Annotated in this window: 18 protein-coding genes and 1 pseudogene; 9 read left to right on the plus strand and 10 right to left on the minus strand. The window is 47.6% G+C overall.

Going from position 1 to position 24,327, the window contains the following annotated elements:
- Nucleotides 1–192 precede the first annotated feature (192 nt).
- From DWZ45_RS13550 to DWZ45_RS13585, 9 genes and pseudogenes are all read right to left on the minus strand, one after another.
- A pseudogene (locus DWZ45_RS13550) lies at nucleotides 193–924 on the minus strand (amino acid ABC transporter ATP-binding protein).
- Nucleotides 925–971: 47 nt separating this feature from the next.
- Entirely contained in the window at nucleotides 972–1,649 is a 678-nt protein-coding gene (locus tag DWZ45_RS13555) for an amino acid ABC transporter permease (RefSeq protein ID WP_118469429.1), read from the minus strand.
- A 21-nt stretch (nucleotides 1,650–1,670) separates the two neighbouring features.
- Nucleotides 1,671–1,967, minus strand: coding sequence for a transporter substrate-binding domain-containing protein (locus DWZ45_RS14765; RefSeq protein WP_333491458.1), 297 nt, complete (start codon nucleotides 1,965–1,967; stop codon nucleotides 1,671–1,673).
- Nucleotides 1,904–2,533, minus strand: a complete 630-nt coding sequence (locus tag DWZ45_RS13560) for a transporter substrate-binding domain-containing protein (RefSeq protein WP_243022839.1) — start codon at nucleotides 2,531–2,533, stop codon at nucleotides 1,904–1,906. The genes DWZ45_RS14765 and DWZ45_RS13560 overlap by 64 nt, the downstream gene beginning before the upstream one ends.
- Nucleotides 2,534–2,978: 445 nt before the next feature.
- Entirely contained in the window at nucleotides 2,979–4,166 is a 1,188-nt protein-coding gene (locus DWZ45_RS13565; protein ID WP_118469430.1) for an amidohydrolase family protein, read from the minus strand.
- A 94-nt stretch (nucleotides 4,167–4,260) separates the two neighbouring features.
- Nucleotides 4,261–5,679 carry a sodium:solute symporter family protein gene (locus DWZ45_RS13570; protein ID WP_182426682.1) on the minus strand — a complete coding sequence of 473 codons (1,419 nt, stop codon included), beginning with the start codon at nucleotides 5,677–5,679 and terminating at the stop codon, nucleotides 4,261–4,263.
- 42 nt (nucleotides 5,680–5,721) lie between these two features.
- On the minus strand, nucleotides 5,722–6,990 hold the full coding sequence (locus tag DWZ45_RS13575) for an amidohydrolase family protein (RefSeq protein WP_118469432.1): 1,269 nt from the start codon (nucleotides 6,988–6,990) through the stop codon (nucleotides 5,722–5,724).
- A 300-nt stretch (nucleotides 6,991–7,290) separates the two neighbouring features.
- A complete protein-coding gene (locus DWZ45_RS13580; RefSeq protein ID WP_182426683.1) occupies nucleotides 7,291–7,908 on the minus strand; it encodes a TetR/AcrR family transcriptional regulator in 618 nt (205 codons plus the stop codon).
- A 148-nt stretch (nucleotides 7,909–8,056) separates the two neighbouring features.
- Nucleotides 8,057–8,995: a LysR family transcriptional regulator gene (locus DWZ45_RS13585; RefSeq protein WP_118469434.1), complete on the minus strand. Its 939-nt coding sequence runs from the start codon at nucleotides 8,993–8,995 to the stop codon at nucleotides 8,057–8,059.
- Between the two features lie 228 nt (nucleotides 8,996–9,223).
- Here DWZ45_RS13585 and DWZ45_RS13590 point away from each other — a divergent pair, with 228 nt between their 5' ends.
- The 4 genes from DWZ45_RS13590 (at nucleotide 9,224) to spoVT (ending at nucleotide 13,210) form a co-directional block, all read left to right on the plus strand.
- Complete coding sequence (locus DWZ45_RS13590; protein WP_118469435.1) at nucleotides 9,224–9,766, plus strand: chromate transporter; 543 nt, start codon at nucleotides 9,224–9,226, stop codon at nucleotides 9,764–9,766.
- Nucleotides 9,763–10,338, plus strand: coding sequence for a chromate transporter (locus tag DWZ45_RS13595; protein WP_227589736.1), 576 nt, complete (start codon nucleotides 9,763–9,765; stop codon nucleotides 10,336–10,338). Before DWZ45_RS13590 ends, DWZ45_RS13595 begins: the two co-directional genes overlap by 4 nt.
- 809 nt (nucleotides 10,339–11,147) lie before the next feature.
- Complete coding sequence (locus DWZ45_RS13600) at nucleotides 11,148–12,536, plus strand: uracil-xanthine permease family protein (protein WP_118469436.1); 1,389 nt, start codon at nucleotides 11,148–11,150, stop codon at nucleotides 12,534–12,536.
- A 125-nt stretch (nucleotides 12,537–12,661) separates the two neighbouring features.
- On the plus strand, nucleotides 12,662–13,210 hold the full coding sequence (gene spoVT / locus DWZ45_RS13605) for a stage V sporulation protein T (RefSeq protein WP_118469437.1): 549 nt from the start codon (nucleotides 12,662–12,664) through the stop codon (nucleotides 13,208–13,210).
- 420 nt (nucleotides 13,211–13,630) lie between these two features.
- Here the strand turns inward: spoVT and DWZ45_RS13610 are convergent, their stop codons facing one another.
- Nucleotides 13,631–14,959, minus strand: a complete 1,329-nt coding sequence (locus DWZ45_RS13610) for a Na+/H+ antiporter NhaC family protein (protein WP_118469438.1) — start codon at nucleotides 14,957–14,959, stop codon at nucleotides 13,631–13,633.
- A 571-nt stretch (nucleotides 14,960–15,530) separates the two neighbouring features.
- Here DWZ45_RS13610 and DWZ45_RS13615 point away from each other — a divergent pair.
- From DWZ45_RS13615 to DWZ45_RS13635, 5 genes are all read left to right on the plus strand, one after another.
- Nucleotides 15,531–15,806, plus strand: a complete 276-nt coding sequence (locus tag DWZ45_RS13615; protein ID WP_022360642.1) for an HU family DNA-binding protein — start codon at nucleotides 15,531–15,533, stop codon at nucleotides 15,804–15,806.
- A gap of 130 nt (nucleotides 15,807–15,936) precedes the next feature.
- The gene (locus tag DWZ45_RS13620; RefSeq protein ID WP_022346712.1) at nucleotides 15,937–16,176 is read left to right on the plus strand and encodes an RNA-binding S4 domain-containing protein; all 240 of its coding nucleotides are present in this window, start codon (nucleotides 15,937–15,939) and stop codon (nucleotides 16,174–16,176) included.
- A 38-nt stretch (nucleotides 16,177–16,214) separates the two neighbouring features.
- Nucleotides 16,215–16,883: a TetR/AcrR family transcriptional regulator gene (locus DWZ45_RS13625; protein ID WP_118469439.1), complete on the plus strand. Its 669-nt coding sequence runs from the start codon at nucleotides 16,215–16,217 to the stop codon at nucleotides 16,881–16,883.
- A gap of 231 nt (nucleotides 16,884–17,114) precedes the next feature.
- Nucleotides 17,115–17,360, plus strand: coding sequence for a hypothetical protein (locus DWZ45_RS13630; protein WP_118293767.1), 246 nt, complete (start codon nucleotides 17,115–17,117; stop codon nucleotides 17,358–17,360).
- Nucleotides 17,353–24,270: a carboxypeptidase regulatory-like domain-containing protein gene (locus DWZ45_RS13635; RefSeq protein WP_118469440.1), complete on the plus strand. Its 6,918-nt coding sequence runs from the start codon at nucleotides 17,353–17,355 to the stop codon at nucleotides 24,268–24,270. The genes DWZ45_RS13630 and DWZ45_RS13635 overlap by 8 nt, the downstream gene beginning before the upstream one ends.
- Nucleotides 24,271–24,327 lie beyond the last annotated feature (57 nt).

The raw sequence follows: 24,327 nt of genomic DNA on the forward strand, positions 1-24,327 counted from the left end.
GCTTTTTCGCTGAAAAAAACAGGGAATTCCTGGATATATGCAAACATTATCTTTCCAGTCTGGGAGATCTGAATTTATAAGAAGGAATGTGCCATGGCACATAGAACGAGGTTTCCTATGGCAGAAAACAGCCGCTCCGCAATCTTATTGATCGCGAAGCGGCTGTCGACACTTATGTTTTTGATAGTGGGTCTACGCAGATGCCAGCAGTCTTGATAAGAATGCCTTGGTCCGTTTATGCTGCGGGGCGGTAAAGATCTGCTCTGGCTTTCCTTCCTCAACCACATAGCCGTCTGCCATAAAGAGCACCCGGTCAGAAACATCACGGGCAAAGCCCATCTCATGGGTGACAATGACCATCGTCATTCCCGATTTTGCCAGCTCCTTCATGACGTTTAAAACCTCTCCGACCAGCTCTGGATCGAGTGCGGAGGTTGGTTCGTCAAAGAGGAGCGCTTTTGGCTGCATCGCCAGTGCTCTGGCGATGGCAACCCGCTGCTTCTGTCCGCCGGAGAGAGTGACGGGCTTTACATCGGCTTTATCTGCCAGACCTACCTTGTCAAGCAGCTCCATTCCCAGCTTTTCAGCCTCCGGTTTCTTCATATGACCGGTCAGAATCGGTGCGAGCGTAATATTATCCAGCACACTCATCATGGGAAATAAATTAAAGCTCTGAAATATCATGCCGACTTCTTCCCGGAATCTCCGGATATCTGCCTTTGGTTCCAGCATATTTTTGCCTTCGTATTCAATAACACCGCTGGTGGCTACCTACAGCTGATTGATGCATCGGAGAAATGTACTTTTCCCGGAACCGGATGGTCCGATGATACAGACAACCTCACCTTCGTTTACATCCAGGTTAATGTCCTTTAATACTTCCAGATCTCCAAATTTTTTTGAAAGATGTTCTATATGAATCATGCAATTCTCCCCCTTTTCCCGGCTAGATTGATAGGCGTTTTTACGAGCTATGAAGCCTTTAAAATCCGGTTGCTTGGCTTTCCGCGAAGCTTTTTCTCGATATATTTCTGGAGCAGGATCAAAATAGAGATCAGCACCAGATAGAAAATTGCTCCGGTTGTATAACCCTCGATTACCTTAAAGTTGAGCGCGGTGTAGTTATTAATCTGTTTTGTAATCTCGTTGACTACAATGACGGATAAAAGAGCGGTATCTTTCACGGATGTGATAAACTGGTTAAACAGCGGAGGCAGGACAATCCGGAACGCCTGCGGTATGATGATATGGACCAGCGTCTGTCTGTATGTAAGTCCCAGTGAAAAACCAGCTTCCTTCTGTCCGACGTCGATGCTTTCCAATGCGCCACGGACGATTTCTGAAATAAATGCGCCCGAGTTCATCATGATTGTGACAATACCGGCGGTATTGCTTGAAAGTTCGATGCCGGTTATCTTAGGAATGACAAAGTAGATATATAAGGCCTGCACAATCAGCGGCGTACCGCGGATGATCCAGATATATACATTGGCGATAATTTTTGCAATCTTGTTGTGGGACTGAAGCGCATATCCAGAAAGGCATCCGATGATGAAGCCAAGTGTAATACCGACACCCGCAATCATCAGGGTAACCTTCAGACCACGGAACAGCATCGGTAAAAGTACTGTTAAAAAACTAAAATCCATCAAATCTCTCCTGTCTTTGTGTTATTCACACCATTTCGCTTCCAGTTCTGCGATGGTTCCGTCCTCTTCCAGTGCATCGATAGCCGCATCAAAAGCATCTTTGACGGTCGGGTTTTCTTTGCAGAAATCAAAGGAAAGTGCAATCGCGTATGGAGACTGTCCCTGATTGAAATCATCACCGGCAATTGCAAGCTTGGTGCCGTCGGTTGTCTTAACGTAGTAGGCAGCTCCGGCGAGATCCTGTAAGCAGGCATCTACCTTACCCTGTTCCAGGGATTCATAACAGGAGTGATGGTATCGTGTACCCCGATGCAGGATTCTGGGAAATTTGCCTGTGCGTACATGTGGGAGGCAGTTCCTTTTTCAACTGCTACCTTGTAGTCACCGCTTCGGAGTGCTTCTTCGCCGGTAATCTCTTTCGGACTGCTTTCGGTATTGACCATGACAACCTGACCTGCGTCATAATATGTCTTGGAGAAGTTCATGACCTCTTTTCTCTGGTCGGTTGCACACAGGGCAGCCATGCCTATATCCAGCTTTCCCTCTGCCAGGGAGGCAGTCAGTGCGGAATAATCCATAACCTGGATATCACCGTCCAGCTCAAATCCCAGATAATCTTTCAGGGCGTTCATCATATCGATATCAAACCCAATCAATGTGGTTCCGTCTGTGTCGTAGTAAGTAAACGGCGCGAACAGTGCGGTGGTACCGAATTTAAGCTTTACGCCTTTCAGCGCGTCCTTGGCGCCAGCGCTGGTTTCTTTCGTTTCATCGGAGGAAGCGGTCGTATCTTCCGCTGGGGCATCGGTAGCAGCTGCGGTTGTTTCTGCCGGAGCAGAAGACTGTCCGCATCCTGCCATTGCCATAGCTGCTAAAGCCATCATTGCCGTTGCTGTTATCACCTTTTTTTCATAATGGTTCCTCCTCTTTTTCAGCTGTGCCCGCGGTAAGCCGGCACGTGATCAGTTGCCATATAAATAAAAACAAGGACGCATTCATCGTAAAAGAGATGCGCCCTTGCAATTATTTTCTGTTATGTTTATTCTGCTTTTCCTGAATTGATGCCAATTATACGTGCGGTTTTTCGATATGTCAACTGAAAAATCTGCCATTTGTGTTATATATTAAAAATTTTGTGTAATTTATATTAAAAAACGATATTGAAAGTAATTTACTGGAAAAATTAAACGGAATGCGGTAATGTATAAAAAAATATTCAATATACGATAAATAAACGAGGCGATTTTTCGCTAAAATGAAAAAAACTGCGCGCGTATTAGGGGGAACGAAATACGCACGCAGTTATCCGCTATAGGAATTGGATAAATGTCAAATAAGAACACCCTCTTTGTAGACACTGCACAGATGGTCGGTAAACGCGTGCAGGTCATCGAGCGGGTTAGCATCCAGAATCAGGATATCCGCCAGTTTGCCAGCCTCGATCGAGCCGCGCTGTGTGCCGATGCCGAGTTCGTTGGCAGCTGCGATGGTCGCACACCGGATGACATCTGCGTTTGGCATGCCGTATTCGTGCATGGTAAACATTTCCAGGTAGGCGGACGGGTGCGGACCAAAGTTGGCAGAGCCGGCGTCACTTCCGAGAATGATTTTCACACCGATTTCCATTGCCTTTTTAAAGGATTTCCGCTGGTTTTCAGCGACTACCTTTGCTTTTTCTACAATCACATCAGCGATGATGCCCTCGCTCTCTACAAGACTCTTGTAAACGGCTACCGTCGGTACCCAGCACTGTCCCTGTTCCTTCATTTTTAGAAGGATTTCTTCGGTCATTTCAGCGCCGTGCTCGATCGTATCGATGCCAGCGTCCACGCATTTGGAGATGGCGTCATAGGAGAGCGCATGGGCGGCTACCTTCATATTCAGGCGGTGCGCCTCATACACCAGTGTTTCCAGTTCTTTCGGCGAATACATACACGGACCGACATCTTCCAGACCGGCAGCTCCGCCGCTCGCCATGATTTTTGCCCAGTGGATCGGCGGGATTGACATTTCGATATCATAGCCCTTTAAGCGCTTGATGCGATCGATCAGCTGTGCCTCCGTATTTGCGATAAAACCAATCATCGGGCAGTGTCCGTAGGAACCCTGGATGGCGCTTCCGGCAGGGAGAATATTGGCGCCCTGGATAATTCCACGGTTGATCGCGCTTGCCAGCGGAATGGAGGCGTCATCGTGGGAGCCGACATCTCGGACGGTGGTAACACCCGCTTTCAGGGAATCCATTGCGCCGCGGACACCCTTTGCAAAGCAGACATAGTTGCCGTCTTTGATGGTATCCCCCATCGGATCCGGGGAAGTACCATCCCAGACAAGGTGGACATGGGCGTCCATGACGCCAGGAGTCAGATATTTGCCGGTACAGTCGACCGCGTCCGCTCCGTCCGGGGCTTTTTCGTCCAGTGAAACGATTTTTTTGTTTTCAATTTTAACATCAGCTGAGAAAAAGGTTCCTTTTTCTACATCCAGCACGTGTGCATTTTTCAGATAAAAAGCCATGAAATCCCTTCTTTCTTAATGGAAACGGCAGTTCCAAACGCGGTGGAAAATTGCAGTCGCGCCGGGACTGCCGGTTAAACACAATGAGTATTATTTATGCAGCTTCGCCTGCCAGTGTTTTCTGTGTGAAGGCAGATACGATAACGAGTACCAGGATAGAGATAGGAGCTGCAATCAGAGCACTCTGATATCCGCCCGGGCATCCGAGGAGTTCCCAGGTAAGTGTTGCAATCGCGCCGCAAAGCATGGACAGGAAGCCAGCCGGACGGGTTACTTTCTTAGAGAACATGGAGCCGAGGACTGCTGGTGTGATGCTGGCGCCGATCATGGTGTAGGACCAGTTCTGAAGCGCCAGAATTGTCGGGAAGAAGTTTAAAATAATCAGGGCGATGATACCGATTAAAGCAGTACCGATCCGGTTTACCCAGAGTGTCTGGGAGTCGTCCGGAGTTTTATTGATATACTGTTTGTAGAAGTCATACGTAACACTGGTTCCACAGGTCAGCAGGTAAGAAGTACCGGTTGTGATGATGAATGCGGTGGAAGCTGCTAACAGCATGCCGCCGATGAATGCCGGAATAATCGTCGTGGTAGACAGGAAGGACATACCTGCGTCAATGTTGGTACCAAATAAAACGCTTCCGGTGAAGGCGATGATGCCGACGCACGGCATAACGATGAGCGCCATAACGCCCCATCCGATGATGGCGTTTCTGGCTGTCTTATCAGTCTTGGCAGCGGTCAGACGGGTATAGAAGTTCTGGTCGCCGGTCTCAAGAAGGATAAGCGGCAGGAAAGAACCGATCCAGATGATGATGTTGCGTCCGCCGAAGAAGGAAAGCTTATTCGGGTCGATTGCAGCTGCGGTGGCGGTGATGGACTCCCAGCCGCCTCCGGCTTTGAGGACAAACGGAACACCGACGATACAACAGGCAACGATTAGGAATGCGCTGACTGCATCTGTCCATGCAACGGAGAAAAGACCGCCGGTAACAGAGAGGATAATAATGATAATAGTTGCGATCACGGTAGAGGTTTTCGGATCAATACCGGTTGTAATATTTAAAACGTATCCAAATCCTTTGTACTGTGAAGCAATGATACCAGCCATACCGAAGAGGTTGATGACAGAACCTAGGATCCGGGTCTCAGCGCCGTATTTCTGCTGGAGAATCTGCGGTACGGTAAAACAATTGCTCTTTCGAATCTGCTTGTATACACACATATAGATGATACAGAAAACGATGAACGGGATAACCCACTGGATACCAGCCCAGTAGCCGTAGTTGTAAGCGAGCGAGTTGCCGCCGCCGGTGATGGTTCCGCTTCCGACGGAAGTCGCGAGCAGTGTTCCCATTAAGACGAACGGACCTAAGCTTCGACCGGCGAGTGCATAGTCTTCACTGCTTTTTATTTTTTTTGATGCCCAGGCGCCGATTCCAATCATAACACCAAAATAAACAATAACGAAAATCAACAGGTGAGGGGCAGTTTTAAGTTCCATAAATGTCATAGTCATTTCCTCCTTGCTGTAATGGTTCAGAATGCGTTTTATTTATTCTACATTCAGATAACTTTTCGCTTCATAGACGGTGCCCTCTTTCATGACAAAGGAGCAGTCGCGCAAGGCATCCTTGTCGGTGAGAAGATCCCGCTTCCATCCGGCGATATCGGCGTATTTGCCTTTTTCGATAGTGCCGGTGATGGAGTCAATTTCACAGATTTCTGCGTTATTTTTCGTGGCAGCCTGTAAGATACGGAAAGCATCCATGCCGCTCTCCATCATGCAGCGGAATTCCATGCCGCTTTCATAATTCTGGTAGGCAGCGACGAAATCGGTGCCGTAGCCCAGCTTGATGTGGCTGTCCACGATGATTTTCCGACCTTTCTGCATCCGTTCCTGATAAATTCCCAGCTTGCGCTGAAATTCCGGGGACTTCTGTGCCATTTTTTTCGGATCCGGATAAATCGCTTCATGGAACGGGCTGAAGGTAGGAACCAGATAGGTTCCGGTCTGTTCAAACATTTCGGCGGATTCTTCATCCATGAGGGAGCCGTGCTCGATTCCCGTGATACCGAAGCCCATCAGTTTTTTCATGAGGCGCGGTCCGTAGGCGTGAGCCGTGACCGGAATTCGGAGTTCTCTGGCGGTATCGAAAATCGCTTTAAATTCCGCATCATTTAACTGGATGTCGTCCGGATCATCATACGGAGTGGCAAATCCGCCGGTTGCCATGATTTTGATAAAATCGGCGCCGAGCTTTTTCTCCCGCCGGACCGCTGCCGTGAAGAAATCCGGTCCATTTCCAAGCCCGGAATACTGGTGTTCCATGAAATCGCAGAGAACCGGGTTGCTCCGGACGGTCTGCGTCATGTCCGCATGGCTTCCGGTTGTACCGAGAAGATGCGGGGCAACAACCAGGCGGGCGCCAGGGAGATATCCCTCGTTGATTGCCCGTTTGACGTCGAGTTCATAGGATTCCCGGAACCATCCCATTGAGCGGATAGTTGTGAAACCGCCGTGCAGGGCACGTTCGGCGGTGCAATAGGTGGCGAGTGTGCGGTAACCGTCGGAGTTGTAGATGGTATCGCTGTAGACATCGCGCCAGTTGAAAAATTCCGGGTGCATATGAGCGTCGATCATGCCGGGAGTCACGGTCAGGTGGCTTAAATCCAAGATTTCAGTTCCCTCCGGACATGGGAGGTTGCTGCCGACTTCTTCAATGTATTGGCCGTGGACCAGAATTTCTGCGTGTTCAAGAAAACGAGCTTCCAGTCCGGTATATAATTTTCCGCATAGAATTTTAATCCATTTATCCGACATGTACCTACCTCCTGTGTGTTCAATTTTGTAAAACAATTTTTAGATGAATGCACTCACTGAATATGTTCACTAAAAAAATACCACAGGTTCAGAGCAAAAGTCAATAATTAATCTGATAATTTGCTAATTTCATTTATTATAACAGAAATAGTTGAAAGAAAATGTAATATATGAATCAATATAGACAGAATACAGGATGTACAGAAGTCTGAACGATAGTTTATAGACAAAACACCGGAATGGAATTGTGATGAATGCCCAGCAGTTCCATTCCGGTATCTAAAAAGAAATTTCACGAAATTAAATCGGTTTTCTAATATATGAAAAGATGATTTCCCACCATTTTAATGCCTGGGTATCGATATCAAACTGTCTGCGCCGCAGCAGCCAGTCCAGAAGCATTCCGCGGCTCGACTGGAGCATCAGATCATAGAAATCATATTCGTCTAAATCTGCCCGGATGGAATCTTCCTTCTGGCAGGCTTCAAACAGGGAATGATAAATCTGGTAGAGAGCGCGGCTTCCATCCGTCAGGGTGGATTCCTCCTGCTGATTCCGGAGGTTGTAGATATAGAGGCTCCGCAGGTTGCTGTAGCTGGAAACGGCTTTCTGGACGAAGAAATAAAAGCGGGCAAGCTTGTCCATGGCGGACAGATCCCTGTATTTTGCATGGGTACTCAGCTGCTCATAGAAGTTGACGTAGAGATCGTCCAACGGTTCCGCATTCTGCGCCGCCATCTCTTCTTTATTTTTAAAATAGCGGTAGATGGAGCCGACCGAGGTCTGAGCCGCATCCGCAATATCCTGGATGGTGACATCCTCAAATCCCTTTGTTTCAAAGAGATCAAGCGCACAGGTCAGGATGCGTTTCCGCGTTTCCAGCGCCTGCTGTTTTCGTTTGGTTAAATTTTCGCTCATATATGTCCATGCAGAAGCGCACCGTCTTCTGCCCCCTTCCTGAAATTCATGGTAAATAAGTATCCTGATTTTATTATATCGGATTTTGTGTAAATATGCCAATGAAAAAAGTGTAAAGTCAATTGAATTTATAGGATAAAATTCATATTTATGAAATAGCGGTGGCATGGAAACTTTGGAAAAACGCATCCCCCACCAGCGATAAACTCCGTTCTTTCCGTTTGACCAGACAGATACTTGAATGGATCTGCGGCTGGGTGATGATCCGGCGGATCAGGGCGGGATCGGAATTTAAACAGAGGGCAGATTCAGGCGCGAGCGCGATGCCCAGCCCTTCGGACGCCCATAAAAGGGCGGTTCTGGCATCGTCGGCAATGCAGACGATGTTCGGTTCCAGCGCCTGTTCTTCAAAATATCCCAGAATCAGCGGCTGCCAGCGGCGGTAAAGGATGAGCGGCGCGCGGGTGAGGGCGGAGAGAGGGAGAGACGCGGGTGTATGGCTTTTTTGTGGTTCGGATGCAGGAATATCAGTCAGGAGGGCATTCGGGCATTCCTGGTAATGGCTCCAGATCATTTCGCGCCCGATCGCCAGAAACGCCTCCGGCGGCAGTGTCTGCATCTCCAGCCCGGCTTTGGCAAATGGCGTCCGGATCACGGCGAGGTCGATCTGGTTGGAGTGAAGCAGATCGAGCAGGTGGTAGGAATTGGACTCATGGAGTTCAAACAGGGCTTTGGGATAGGATCGCCGGAATGGGGCAAGATAATGCCGGGTCACAAATTCGACGGCGGAGGAGATGATGCCAAGGCGCACAACGCCCTGAATCTCCTGTTTCTGTGCAGTCAGCTCCGTGCGGGCAGCCTGGCTCAGATCGAGGATCGCAAGCGCCCGGTCATAGAACGTCTTTCCAGCAGGTGTCAGTCGGATGCGGCGGGAACCGCGCTCAAACAGCGTCACACCCAGTTCTGCCTCCAGAAGCTTCATCTGGTGGCTGAGCGGCGGTTGTGAGATATTCAGTTTTTTGGCTGCCTGGGAAATATTTCCCTCGTTGACGATGGTGGTGAAGTAGGATAACTGGCGAAGTTCCATAAATGCTCCTTCCTGTTCGGATTCGTTGTAAAACTGTGTATACGGCAGATATATTATATAACAAAATCCGATAGAATAACAGGCGAACTATATTTTTTCGATATATATTCTATATTCGAATGGTATTTTTCAGGCTCCTTGAATTCTGGTATGATACATAAGCAGGTATATACTGGAAATTCCAGAGAAATAAAAGTGTAGCAATAATACGGAAGGGAGTGGGCAGAAATGAAAGAACTGCTGGATATGTTTCTGACGTTTGCCAGAATTGGAGGGTTTACCTTCGGCGGCGGATATGCGATGCTGCCGATGCTGCAGAAAGAGGTAGTCAATGGACGCCATTGGGCGACGGATGAAGAATTGATGGATTACTACGCGATTGGTCAGTGTACACCGGGTATCATCGCGGTCAACACGGCGACGTTTGTCGGTTATAAAAATCGGGGGATTCCGGGGGCAATTGCGGCGACACTGGGAGTCATTGCACCGTCGCTTGTCATCATTATGATTATCGCGGCGTTTATCTCGAACTTTATTGAACTTAGCTTTGTGAGCAGCGCCTTTGCAGGCATCCGCGCCTGCGTCTGTGTGCTGATCGGCAGTGCGGTTGTCAAACTGGCAAAGAAATCGCTGGTTGATAAAGGCGCGATCGCGATTGCGGCGGTTGTGTTTGTACTGTCACTGTTTACATCGGTTTCCCCGGCGCTTCTTGTTGTCGTGGCGGGTGCGATCGGGATTGTACTGAAGGGCGGAAAGGGGGAGAAGAAATGATGCTGATACTTGAATTATGCTTCCGCTTCTTCTGCTGCGGACTGTTTGCGATTGGAGGCGGACTGGCGACCCTCCCGTTCCTTTACAATATTTCCAAGGAGACGGGATGGTATACCTTTAATGATATTTCCAACATGATCGCTGTCTCCGAGTCCACACCGGGACCGATGGGAGTCAATATGGCGACCTACGTCGGCTTCCATATTAAGGGGATTCTCGGCGGACTGGCAGCGCCACTCTCACTGGTGCTTCCGTCGGTCATCATCATTGTGATTATCTCGAAGATTCTCGATAAATTTAAATCATCCGCGATCGTACAGAATGCGCTCTATGGACTTCGCGCGGCATCTACCGCCCTGATTGCGGCAGCCGGTATCGGCGTGGCAAAGATAGCGTTCCTCCATGTCGGCGAGGATGGCAGCCTGGTGCTTTCCAAGCTGTTTTCCATCATCAACTGGAAGGCGATCGTACTGGCGCTTGCGATCTGGTACGGCTTAGTCAAATGGAAAAAGCACCCGATCTTCTACATCGTGGCGGCGGCTGTGATTGGAATCGTGTTCCAGTTCCACTAGGGAAGATAGAAGAAAATAGAACCATTTCCAGAAGGGGTAGTGCAGTATCTGTATACTCTTTTGGGGTGGTTCTTTTTTTGTCATAGGAGGCTTCGACCTATGACAAAAAATGCTCCGTGGGATGCGCCAAGGCACATTTTTTGCTTATGGGACTTTCTTTATAAGAAAGCATGACAATAAAGTGAAATAATGATTAGAAACAGAATGAATAAAACTGAATTACACAACAATTACAAAAATATAATCAGATAAATAAAGAATAATATGGAAAATAATTAGAAATAATACTTGACAAAACAGAAATTATCTAGTAAAATAAAACCATCAAAAGAAACAGAGATAACCCCAACAAACGGTTACCATAGTTTCTAGGACGAAATAAGGAACAAGGAGGACGGTCCAATGGGATAGTTAGTTACTAAAAAACATGATCATGGTTTTAAAAACCGAATTTATCCAATAAATAAAAAGATAAAAATCGGTATCGATGGAATCCATCATCATACAATCTCTAAAAGAGTTTACATAGATACATGTAATCAAAGGAGGAGATTCATATGAAAGGAAGAGGTCCATAGCACATTTAAAACAAAATATAAAAGAAAGAGAGGTTATATAGTGAAACTTCGGGATATTTCATAAAAGAGCTGTCTGATGACGAGAAAGTCGGACAGCTCTTTTTTTGTTTCATAGAAAATCGAAGCAAGCGCAGCAGAAAGGTTGACGAATGAAGTCAAAAAGGATATTCTGGAGAATGAAAATTATATACATTACAAAATGAAGGGAATTGTTGGAGGTATCTATTTAAAATGAATGAAAACAACATGGTCATTAAAGACGCCAGAACACTGGGTCTGCCGAAGATGCTGCTTTTAGGTTTGCAGCATATGTTCGCGATGTTCGGCGCAACGATCCTGGTGCCGATTCTGGTCAATACCTATTTTGAGGGAGAGGGACTTTCGATTCAGGTAACGCTGATGTGTGCGGGTCTGGGAACACTGTTTTTCCATGCCTGCTCTAAGTTAAAGGTCCCGGCGTTCCTCGGTTCCTCGTTCGCATTCCTCGGTGGATTTGCGACGGTGGCAAACTTGGACAGCGGTATTTTTGCAGATATGACGATGGGTGAGAAATTGCCATATGCCTGCGGCGGTATCGTGGTAGCTGGTGCGCTGTACCTGATTCTGGCGCTGATCATCAAGCTGGCAGGCGTGGAGCGTGTCATGCACTATCTGCCGCCGGTTGTGACAGGTCCGATCATCATATGTATCGGTCTTTCGCTGGCGCCGTCCGCAATTGCCAACGCATCGACAAACTGGCTGATTGCGTTGATTGCGCTGGGAACCATCATCATTTTTAATATCTGGGGCAAGGGAATGTTCAAGATCATTCCGATTCTGATGGGCGTTGTGATCTCCTATGCAGCGGCGGCAGTTTTCCAGATGATGGGAATGACAAACCCGGACGGAAGTGCGATCCTGAATTTCTCAGAGGTAGCGACGGCTTCCTGGGTCGGACTTCCTCCGTTCCAGCTGTGCAAATTTGACCCGACGGCGGTCATGGTAATGGCGCCGATCGCGCTTGCGACGATGATGGAACATATCGGCGATATGTCGGCGATCTCCGCGACGGTCGGAGAAAATTTCCTTGCGGATCCGGGACTGCACCGGACGCTGGTCGGCGATGGTATCGCAACATCTCTGTCGGCACTCGTTGGCGGTCCTGCCAATACGACTTACGGTGAAAATACGGGCGTTCTGGAATTAAGCCGTGTTCATGACCCGCGTGTCATCCGGATTGCAGCTGTCTTTGCTGTGATTCTGAGCTTTATTCCGAAGATGGCAGAGGTCATCGGTTCGATGCCGTCTGCTATCATCGGCGGCGTTAGTTTCATGCTATACGGTATGATCTCCGCGATCGGTGTCCGCAACGTGGTCGAAAACCAGGTGGATTTAACCAAATCCCGGAATCTGGTAATCGCTGCGGTAATTCTGGTCTGCGGGCTGGGATTCTCCGACGGTCTGACCTTTGAGGCGGCAGGAACTTCGGTTACTCTGACAGGTCTTGCGATCGCAGCGATTGCGGGCGTTCTGCTCAACGTGATTCTTCCGGGTAATGATTACCAGTTCGGCAAGAATTTACAGGGCGACATCAACCGCGGTGTGGCGATCAATCCGAATCCGAAGAAACGGCAGGAATAAAAAATATAAAAATTTTCAGTCCTAAAATTGGGACGAACCATTTCAGATGTATAATCCGCCTGCATTTCCACATACTACCCATAAGACACACGATATGGCAAACGTGGTATGCAGGAGGAAGAATCATGAAAGCTACAGGAATTGTGAGAAGAATCGATGATCTGGGTCGCGTTGTCATCCCGAAAGAGATACGCCGGACGCTGCGCCTTCGGGAAGGGACGCCGCTTGAGATATTCACGGACCGCGAGGGCGAAATCATATTGAAAAAATATTCACCGATGGTGGAGCTGGCGGCATTTGCCGTGCAGTACGCGGAGGCGATGGCGCAGTCCACGGGGCTGATGGTCTGCATCGCGGACCGGGATCAGATCATCGCGGTATCCGGGGGACCAAAGAAGGAATATTACCAGAAGACGATCAGCCGGGCGCTGGAGCTGGCAGTCTCCGAACGTCAGAATATCTGTGCGGCGCGGGGAGAAAAAGCATTTATCCCGATTACCTCGGATGAGATGGAGGAGAGCAGCGCCGAGGTGATTGTGCCGATTTTGAGCGAGGGCGATGCGATCGGGGCGGTGATTCTCCTCAGCCGGGAGGCAAAGCAGGCGCTTGGAGGGGCGGAGATGAAGCTGGCGGCGACGGCAGCCGGATTTCTGGGACGTCAGATGGAAGGATAAAAAAGATAAATGAGATAAATCTGCCTGGAAACAGGCGGTGAGAGAAAAAAGAAGACGGGATCGATGGAAAACGTAAAGAGAGATAAAACTCCTGGGCGGTTGTCCATCGATCCTGTTTTTGATAGTCCTGTATTTGATAAAAACTGGTATTCGATATAACAGATATATCGAAAAACAGACGAAAGCGCAAGGAAGTTCACAGATACTCCATGATTTTTCACAGAAAAAACACAGCAAGGCGCACGACAAACGCATGAGTAAATAAATTGTGAACACGCCCCTTTTTTGTTAAAATTAAGAAAGAGAGGTTATATAGTGAAACTTCGAGATATTTCATAAAAGAGCTGTCTGATGACGAGAAAGTCGGACAGCTCTTCTTATGTTTAGCTTTTTATGTGTGCAGTGGAAAGGGTTCCGCTGTTATTTTTTTGCTTTGACACGGTCTCCGCGCTCTGGAAGCAGAAAGATACAGATTAAAGAACTGATAAACAGCATGCTTGGATAGAACAGAAGCGGCATGACCTCAAAGGCAGACAGTTCATAGCCCAGCTCATGAACCGCCGATAATGCTACCAGCATCTGAGCACCGTAAGGCAGGATTCCCTGGGAGATACAGGAAAAGGTATCCAGAAGGGAGGCTGTCTTTCTGGCACTGATGCCATAATCTTCAGAAATTTCCTTTGCAATAGGGTTGGCCATAACGATAGCTACTGTGTTATTGGCAGTTGCGATATCCAGCAGGGTAACTAAAAGGCCGACACCAAACTGACCGCCGCGTTTTCCGCGGAAGATGCGATGAATAACGTTAAGAAGAACATCGAAGCCACCGTTTTCACGGATCAGTGCGCACATAGCTGCAACTAAGATGGCAACCATACTGGTCTCAAACATGCCGGAAGTGCCGGAACCCATGTTGGTAAGCATTTCCCAGGGAGTAGTCTGGCCGGAGCCCAGCATAATGATGGCACCGGATACGATTCCGACTAACAGAACGACAAATACCTGAATACCGGCAATGCCGCCTGCTAATACCAGAAGATAGGGGATCAGCTGAATCAGGTTGTATGGTTTTATGATGGCAGCTCCCGGATCCTGATGGAAGGAAACGACCAGGATAAGTGCCAGGGAAGCGATGGCAGCCGGAAGTGCGATGCCGAAGTTCTCACGGAATTTATCCTTCATAGCACATCCCTGACCGTTGCAGGCTGCGATGGTTGTATCGGAGATGAAAGAGAGATTATCTCCAAACATGGCACCGCCGATGACAGATGCGACGCAAAGGGCCAGAGAGAAACCAGAGGTCTCAGATACGGCAGCGGCAATCGGAACGATCAGGGTGATGGTTCCAACGGAGGTTCCCATGGAGGTAGAGACAAAGCACGCTACCACAAAGAGAACAGCAACGGAAAAACGGGCCGGGATAAGAGACAGCATCAGATAAGCAACGCTTTCAGCACTGCTTCGTCCTACGACACCGACAAAGGTTCCGGCTGTCAGGAAGATGAGAAGCATGGTGATGATGTTCTTATCTCCGATGCCTTGCCCCATCAGCTCCAGTTTCCGGTCAAAGGAAAGAGAACGGTTCTGGAAACAGGCCGTCAGGATCGCAAGCATAAATGCGACAACAATCGGAATGTTGTAAAAGCCCATCGGGATCTTCATGATATATTCTGACCAGATTCCTAGCCCCAGATAAAAGATCAGAAATACAGCGATAGGCAGAAGGGAAGATAGTTTTTGCTTTTTCATAATAATTTTCAGCCTTTCTATATGTTTGCCGTAATAGGCCGGATATACATTATTTGATCTTACCATAAGAATGGGATTCAGGCAAGTAAAGAAGACAGTGTAACTGTAACGAAAAGGTTGACGAAAGCCTGTAAAAACAATATTCTGAAAGACGGAGAAAAGCATGCAAAAACGATAGAAAACATGATCGGAAAAGAGAAGTATGCTGAATAAGATGGAGGTATATCGGAAATGATATAAAAGCACAAGGGATTTCACAGATACTACACGGGTTTTCACCAAAAAATCACAGTGTGAAGTGCTTGCGTGTGCTTCAAACTATGATTTTGGCGATGCTTCGCATTTAAAATCGGAAAAATCTGCTGCCTAAACGGCATCGTACGGAATTTTCAGTTTAGAAAATTCCTATTTGCGAGTCGTAACGATTGTCGGTTCGGAATGTGAGGAAAAGTGCAAAAAACCTTGACAAAGCAAGGAGAAATGTATATAAATGTAAAGTAAGATTTGCGGGCATGTACGAAGAAAACTAAGAGGATTCATGTGCAAAGATATAAGCTAGGAGGAATATACGATGAACAAGACAGAATTAATCGCAGTTGTAGCTGAGAAAGCAGAGCTTTCCAAGAAAGACGCAGAGAAGGCAATCAAGGCTTTCACAGATGCAGTATCCGAGGAACTGGTTAAGGGCGGAAAGATTCAGCTGGTTGGCTTTGGTACTTTTGAGGTAGCTGAGAGAGCAGCTAGAGAGGGAAGAAACCCGAAGACCGGCGAGACCATGCCGATCGCAGCTTCCAAGACTCCGAAGTTCAAAGCTGGTAAAGCATTAAAGGATATGGTAAACGCATAATTATCTCAGACATATATGTGTGACAGACAGCCCTTCGTGATAAAATATCATGGAGGGCTTTAGTATTATAGGAGCGAAGGGATTCCGCCAGGATGAAAGTGCCCTGCAAGGGGCTATGGAAAGGAAAAATATGAGGCTAGATAAGTATTTGAAAGTGTCCCGCATCATCAAGAGAAGAACCGTAGCCAATGAAGCGTGTGACAGCGGACGAGTGATGCTGAATGATAAAGTGGCAAGAGCCAGCGCGGAGGTCAAGGTTGGGGATGTGATTGAAATTGCCTTCGGCAATAAATCGGTGAAGGTCCGCATTACAAGCGTACAGGAGACCATCCGCAAGGAAGATGCCAAAGAAATGTTTGAATACCTGTAAAAATCCAAGAGACGTCAGTAAAAGGCGCGGAGGACGAAATGCCAAGAAATATAGAGCGGGATGAAAAAGAGGCGATGCGCCGGAAAGAACAGCTGATGGAAGCTGGATTCAGGCTGTTTTCGCAATATGGGATCGAGAATGTCAGCTTACAAAGAGTGGCGGACGCTGCGGAAGTGGGCGTTGCGACCCTATATAACTATTATCAGACGAAGGTCAAGCTTGTGATAGCGATCAGCGGAAAAATCTGGGGCGATCTCTGGAAGAAGATTCTGGAAGAAAAGGGACCGGAGATATTTGAATCATTCACGGCGTATCAGTACATTGAGTTTTATACGGACCAGATCATCCGGATTTACCGGGAACGCCCGGAAATACTCCGGTTCAGTAATAACTATAAAAACTTTATCTCCCGGGAGAAAGTCAAGGGGGAAGCGCTGGCTGAACATCTGGATGTTTTGAAGCCGGCAGGAGCGCTGTATCATAAGTTCTATGAGCAGGCGAGGAGCGATAAAAGCATCCGGACCGATATCCCGGAGCAGCAGTTATTTACAAGCGTTGCGATTGCGATGCTGGCGGTGGCTGAGCGCTATGCACAGGGAATTGTGTGGGCGGACGATCACAAGGAAGACCACACGCAGGAACTGGAATTTTTAAAAGGAATGCTCCTGACATGGTGCAGAACCCCGGAGAACCTGGGAAAACAATGATATAAAGAAGGGAAATAAAAAAAGAAGTCAAGAGAATGAGGTGCCCCCTCAAAGTTAGACTTTTACGAGACGACTTCGGTCGTCTCGTTTTTCTTTATGCGCTTAAAAGAACAGATTCTGTCTTGAATTTGTGAGAGTTGATTATTATAATATAAATATAGTGACGACTCATTTGTGTATACACACTTTATGACGGATAATCAACATTTCGAGAATGAGAGGAAAAAGCGTATGAGAAGGAGAAAAAGAAGAATCCTGGCAGCAGGAATGGTGGTAGTGATAACGTGCAGTTCATATGGCTCTGTGCCTAGAGTTTATGCGAACACGAATTTTTATCAGATCCGGGAGATCGAGAGTTTATCGGAACAGGTTCTGTATCAGAAAGTTCCCTATGGCACCCGGTATCAGGATCTGGAGATGCCGGACAGCATAGACGTTTTTGTCAGCGGGGGGGGGGCAAACCGAAGATGTGCCTGACGCAGGGAGCGATGAGAATGTAGCAGCGTTTGCCAACCGCACAAATGATGATGCCGTGCTGGAAAAGACGGACAGTGAAGAGAATGGAGAAAAAGAAGATACCGAAGGAAAAGATACCGAAGGAAAAGATGCCGGAGAGAATAGCAAAGACAAAAGCGAAGGTGGAGAGGGCTTAGAGAAAGCGGAATCCGGTTCAGGTGAACAGGGAGATTCTGGGAAAGATGGAAATTCGGCGGAAAATGGGGACTCTCAGGATGAAAATGCAAATCCGGGGAACGGTGAATCCGATGAGAAAGACGATTCCGGTAAGACAGATTCCGGTTCTTCGGGTGGAAATGCAGATTTGAATGAAGATGCCGATTCTTCGAATGGAAAAACGGATGAATCGAAGGAAGATGTCAAGACGGATGAGAAAACCGAGGAAGAGATTGACGAAAAGGAAGGTTTCTGGCGAAAAGTAAGGGTGCGCTGGGTTCTGGATGAAGAAGAGAGCCAGGCATCCCGTTATGATGGGGAAAATCCGGGCATCTACCTGTTCCGTGCAGAGCTGAAAAGCAGCAATTATGAGGTAGATGAGGACGAACTTCCGGTGATCCAGATCACGGTCCTGGAAGAAGAGCAGGTGAAAACAACGCTGGAATTTGTACCGTTGGAAGAATCGATCACCGATCAGATTCTCCCGCTTGGAAGCAAAGAATCCGATATCCAGTTCCCGGAGACTCTTACCGTGCGTGAGACGATGGGAGAAGAAACCACCGAGCGGACTTTGTCGGGTATCACGTGGAAACTGGATGCAGAAAACAGCGACTATTCTGAATTTCGGGGCGGACTGGCACCGGAGGACTATTTTGACCGCTTCGATGAGGACGGTGAACCAGAAGAAACTGAAGAAAAGACCTGGGAGGGCTACGATAAAGCCAATGAAGAATACAATGGGGCGATCTATACCTATATTCCGGTGATTCCGGAAAGCGAAGAGATACCGGAAGACACTGCTTTGCCGGAGATCCATGTGCAGGTGGGAGACGCGGGGATTGCGTTGTATGCAGATGAAGGAATCACGGGAAAAGGTACGAAAGAGTATCCCTATGTGATTTGTAATGTAAAACAGTGGTTTACTGTTATGGGTGAAAACCAAAAGAATCAATATAATGGAAATCAATCCTCTGGTGTAAGTAAATATATTAGATTGGGGGCTGATATCGATCTAAGCGGTGAGTCGTGGGAGTCAAGAACACTAACGGCTGGTTTAGATGGTAATGGATATGAGCTGAGTGGAATTTCGCAGCCGTTGTTTAATGTTTTGGCGGGAACTGTTAAAAATTTGATTTTGTCCAATGTGACCATTACGGGAGATGGAAAGCATGTAGGAGCGATTGCGAGAACTGTAGGTGCTGATTCGCAGATTGAAAATTGTTATATCAGTGGCAGTCTTGCTACTACAGGAAATTGTGCCGCAGGTGGATTAATTGGACAGGTTCAGTCGGGGACGCTGGAAATTCAAAATTGTATTGTTAATGCAGAGATTGAAAACAAAGATAATAATAATAGGGAGTCTTTAGCTGGAGGCTTGGTTGGTTCGGTTAAAGTGAAAAATGGCACGCAGTTGAATATTATGAACTGTATTGCAATGGGAAGTGTTTCGACAAATTCAGGTCGCGGTGCAGGTGGATTAGTTGGTGGACAAGGAAAAACAGTTACAATTAATAAGAGCGCAGCATTGCAAGAAGAGATTTCCACAAACAGTTCGCAATACTATGTAGATAGAATTTTTGGCTATTTCGGTGATTATCAAGTTCATGTAGTTGGTGGACGAAATTTCGCCTATCAGGGTATGAGGGTTAAATGTGGTGAAACCCTTCTTGATAAAGAGAATGATAAAGATAGAAAATGGCCAGAGTTGCATCGTAGCGAGAGTGTTTTCAAACCAGACCTTTTAACAACCAATTTCTGGAAAAACACGATTGGCTGGGGAAGTGATGCGGAAAACTGGGAATTTGCCGCTAATCAGCTTCCGACGCTAAAGATGCAAAGAGATAATAAAGAAGTAATTATATTCTCCGGCACAGACATACCAGAGTATCTTGAGGCAACCGAGATAAAAACAGGCTCAGTAAAGTCTGGAGAAACCGGAATCGCAGACGCGGAGATTACTTTTAAGAAGGGCAGCAGCGAGAAAAAGGTGAAAACGGATTCAGAAGGAACCTTTTGCATTGATCTTGCCAATGGAGACTATGACGTAACGATCAAAAAGACTGGATATCTTACGGTTAAGAAAAAAGTTACGATTTCGGATGCCGATCCAGAAGCTCTTGATTTCACCATGGAAACAAACCCGGTTTCCATGATTTCGGGACAAACGGTGACAGGAACTTTCCAGACAACAGATGCGGACACCGCCATGGCAGATGGAGAGATTGCGCTTACGTATACCGGAAATGAAGATTTACGGTTGGAGGATTTTAAACTTTCATCCGAGGAAGATGGAACGGCATATGACGGAGTTACACTTCTTGCAGTGAATACTGAAAATGGAACTAGCAGTATTAAGATTCAATTTGCTAAATCGCTGAATCTTGGCAATACGAATGAAATAACCTTATATGTCCATTACAAGGGAAGTTCGATTGGTTCGATTGTGCTGAAAAAAGAGGTAAACCTTGTTCGGCTTGCGGCACCTGAGAATGTCAAATGGGATGAGATAGTAAAAGGAAAGGCCGTCTGGCGTCCGGTTACGAATGCATTGGGTTATAAAGTACAGCTCTATAAGGATGGTTCAGCACTGGGGGGTCCGGTAACACTTGGGGCGGATACAGCTGGTTACGATTTTACCGCCCAGATTGCAGAGGGCGGAATCTATACGTTTGGAGTTCAAGCAACGGGAGATGGTTCAACCTATGGTGACAGCGAGGAGACGAAGAGTGGAAATTATGAATTTTCAGAGCAGACCTTAGAGGATGTCAAAACAGCGGCACGGGCAGCGCTGCAGGCGATGACAGTGACAAATGAGACAACAGCGAATGAAATTTTGCAGGTTGTACAGAACGTTATCACAAATCAAAAAATTCATGCGGACTGGTCCGCTGAAGAAGGGTTCCATCTAACACCAGCAACGGATGGCAAAGAACCGGGACAAAACGGAAGTATCACGGGAATGATTGTTTTGAGCGATACCTCTGAGGGCGCGTCAACAGAAACAATCGAAATAAATCTTCCAATCGCGGCGAAGTATGCAATTACCTTTGCATCCGGACGCCAGGATTCACAGGGAGATGCGCCGACCCTGGGAAATGCCGCAGCCGGAACTGTGATTACGCTTCCGGAGAATACCTTTAAGGTATATGGCATGAATTTTAAAGGCTGGAGTGACGGAAGTACTACATATGCCAGCGGTGCAGATTATACAATGCCAAATAGAAATGTAGCATTTAAGGCGGTATGGGTGCAGGATCAGTGGGATGGAATAACGGCTGTGGAACCGACCAAAGACGAACATGGTTATTATCAAATTAGTACAGGGGCAGAGCTTGCGTATTTTAGAAATACGAAGATTTCAAACTGGAAAGCGAAACTGATGTGCGATATTGATATGGGCGGTCACGAGTTTACTTCGATTCCTAATGCCGGAGCTGAATTTGATGGATGCGGACATATGATTCGAGGCTTGAATGCGGTCGGCGAAGTTTATGTGGGATTGTTTCGAGCAATTTCTTCGAATTGTGAAATTAAGAATCTGACCATAGAAAATGCGGTGGTTAAAGCTTCCCGCGATGGGGCGAGAGTCGGCATCCTGGTTGGTGATGTATATGGTTCTCTGACGGTAGAAAATTGTTACGTCAGTGGAACAATCGAAACTGCAGATGGAACGAATAAGATTGAATCGGCAGGTGGTTTGATTGGAAATGTAAGGGGGAAGTATAATTATTCGGTAAATATTAAGTCCTGCTATGCAGATGCTGAAATCAAGGGAACCGCCAGCAGTGGCTTTGCAGGTGGTTTGGTTGGTTGGACCGGTGGAAGTACAACAATTGACAACAGCTATGCAGTTGTGGATATGGACGTTGAAGCGGGAAATTCTATTGGCGGACTGGTAGGATGCGGAAATGACAGTAAAGTAAAGATCTCCCACAGCTACGCGGCAGGCGAAGCTCTGCCCAAAAATCCCATTGGCGCATCCGTGGCAGGCATTTCCGCCAACGGTTCGATTTCCTCTTGTGTCAGCATTTTCCCGGAGATGCGATCGCTCAACCGGATTGGCGGAACAACGGGAAGCTGCCGGGATAACTACGGCTTTGCCGGCACAGTTGCGAGAAAATCAGATGGAACGATTTTGACCCCGGATCCAGATACGATGGGGGCAGACAAGCTATATGGAGCGGACGCAACGGCGGAAGACCTGAAAGATCCGGAATTTTATAAAAAGCTGGGCTGGAATTTTGATTCTACCTGGACGATGGATTCAACCGGCGAGTATGCTTTCCCGATTCTGAAAAACCAGACTTTACGTCCGGATCTGACGCTGGATCTGACACCTTCGGTTACCGGAATTACGCTGGATAAGACCAATGAGACGATTTACCCGAGAGGAAGCGTCCGGCTCACTGCGACCGTCGATGTGGTAAACGGAGCGTCCAGAGATGTGGTGTGGAAAAGCAGTAATCCGGCAGTCAAGGTAGAGGATGGACTGGTAACTGCTGCGGATGTGGCAGAAGCGGGAACCTATACGATCACAGCCACCAGCGCGGCGGATCCTTCCAAGCAGGCAGAATGCCAGCTGACAGTTGATACGGCGGAACACACAGTTACAGTAGAACGGGAGAATACGATAAACTCTCCGAATGCAGTCGTGAAAGCCTATGCATCTCTGGAAGATGCAACAAATGGAATAAATCCGATTTCTACGACAGGTAGTGAAACTGGTACATTTACATTTCCACGGAAAGCCGGAGAAAAAGTTTACCTTGCATTTACGGGTCTGGATTCAGGAGATGTCGTAAGCGAAGTAACAATTACCGATGCAAATGGTTCAAAGGTGAATGCGACAATTTGCAATCTGGAGAATCCGACGGTGTATTGCTTTACGATGCCGTGTTCAGATGCCTCTGTACAGGTTTCCTATGCGGAAAATATGAACGCATACCAGTATACCTGGTTCGTAGGACAGGAGTGGGGTACATGGGGAACAACGGCAGCCTTTGAAACCAGAGAGTGGAGCGGAGGGGAACATATTGGCTCTCTGAAAGTAACAAATATTATCAGTGGCAAGCTGTTTAAAGAATTTAATATAAAGTCGATGTCGATCTATAAGAAAGGTTCATTTACACCGAACCAAGTAGCTAGCCGATCAGACCTTAAGGAAAACGGTGATTATTGTGTTGAATGCGATGATGCAACCGGTCTCCCGACTCTCTATGTATACTTAGAGGGACCGGGTATGGTAGTTGTGGATATCGAGGTTCAGGATGATCCGAATGCAGTATTTTCAATTACGCAGAAGCCGGAAAGCAGTTCTTATTATACGCTGGACAAGACTCAGGCAAAAGCCGGGGAGCTGGTAACGGCGACCCTGACAGATGCAGGTGTTGAGCGGATGAAGGGGATGCAGAACAAGAATGCATGCTTAACATACAGCGGTGGTTTACTTATAGTTGTTTACCCGCCGAAATTTACCGAATCCGGCGGCAAATGGACCGCTTCCTTTAAGATGCCGGCGCAGGATGTTGAGACACATGTGTATTTTGGGGACAAAGATAAGGTTACACTGAATGGTACGGATAAAGAGGTTGATTACGATGGAACGCCGAAGTCTGTGGGGGATGGAATTCAGGCAACGATAGGTGAATATGATCTTTCGGAACAGTTTCAGGGTCAGTATGAGGTTCACTATGAAGGTGTGAACGGAACCGTTTATTCCAGCATGACACCGCCGACCAATGCGGGAACGTATTCCTGTAGGATTAAGATTCCGGACAGTAACGTAAATTATATGAGTGATCCGATTACAGTGCGCCTGACGATCAAAAAAATAGGAACAAAGACCCCGAAAGCACCCCAGGCAGCAGCGTGGACAGACACCAGCGTGACCCTGAAAGCACCGTCTGCATTTGTGGATGGAACTGCGATTCCGGCGGGATATGAACTGGAATACTGCGCGGATCAGGGAGAATGGCAGGATTCACCGGTATTTACCGGGCTGACACCGGAAACAACTTACAAGTTCTATGTGAGACTCAAAGAGGGTGTCAATACGACGGCATCCGCAGCCAGCGAGGCGGTCGCGGTCCAGACAAAGAAAGCATCGTCTGCCCCGTCCAATCCGACGAAACCGGATCCATCGAATCCGACCCCGTCTACTCCAGGCAATCCGCAGGGAACGGCCACTTCCAGCCGCGACAGAAGTACCAGCACATGGGTAAAAGAGAGTGCCGGATGGCGCTACCGCCTGTCAAACGGCACGTATCTGTCCGGAAGTCTGGTTCTGGATCCGGTGACCGGCAGACAGGTTGAACAGGTTGTGTGGAAACAGCTCCGGGGCGCATGGTGGGCGTTTGGAGCCGATGGATATATCCGGACGGGCTGGGTCTATGATTACAGCGCAGGCAAATGGTACTATGTGGACGAAAACACAGGCATGCGGACGGGCTGGTATCTGGATCCGCAGGACGGCAGATGGTATTATCTGGATCCGACAACGGGAGAGATGCTGACGGAGTGGCAGCTGATTCCGGATTTAGGCTATGTATACTTAAATCCGTATGCACCGCAGCCGACCTGGGCGTATAGTGAAGAATTAAAAACCTGGGTTTACATGGAGGACGCAGGACGTCCATACGGCTCCCTTTATATGGCTGAGTGGACACCGGACGGCTATTATGTAAATGCAGACGGTGTCTGGGAACCGGCCAGATAATCATTCATAAACCTGAAAACCTCCCAATATATTTAACAGTAGGCAGCTATAGGTTGG

The organism is Clostridium sp. AF32-7AC, from assembly GCF_003477925.1.
Taxonomy (GTDB): domain Bacteria; phylum Bacillota; class Clostridia; order Lachnospirales; family Lachnospiraceae; genus Otoolea; species Otoolea fessa.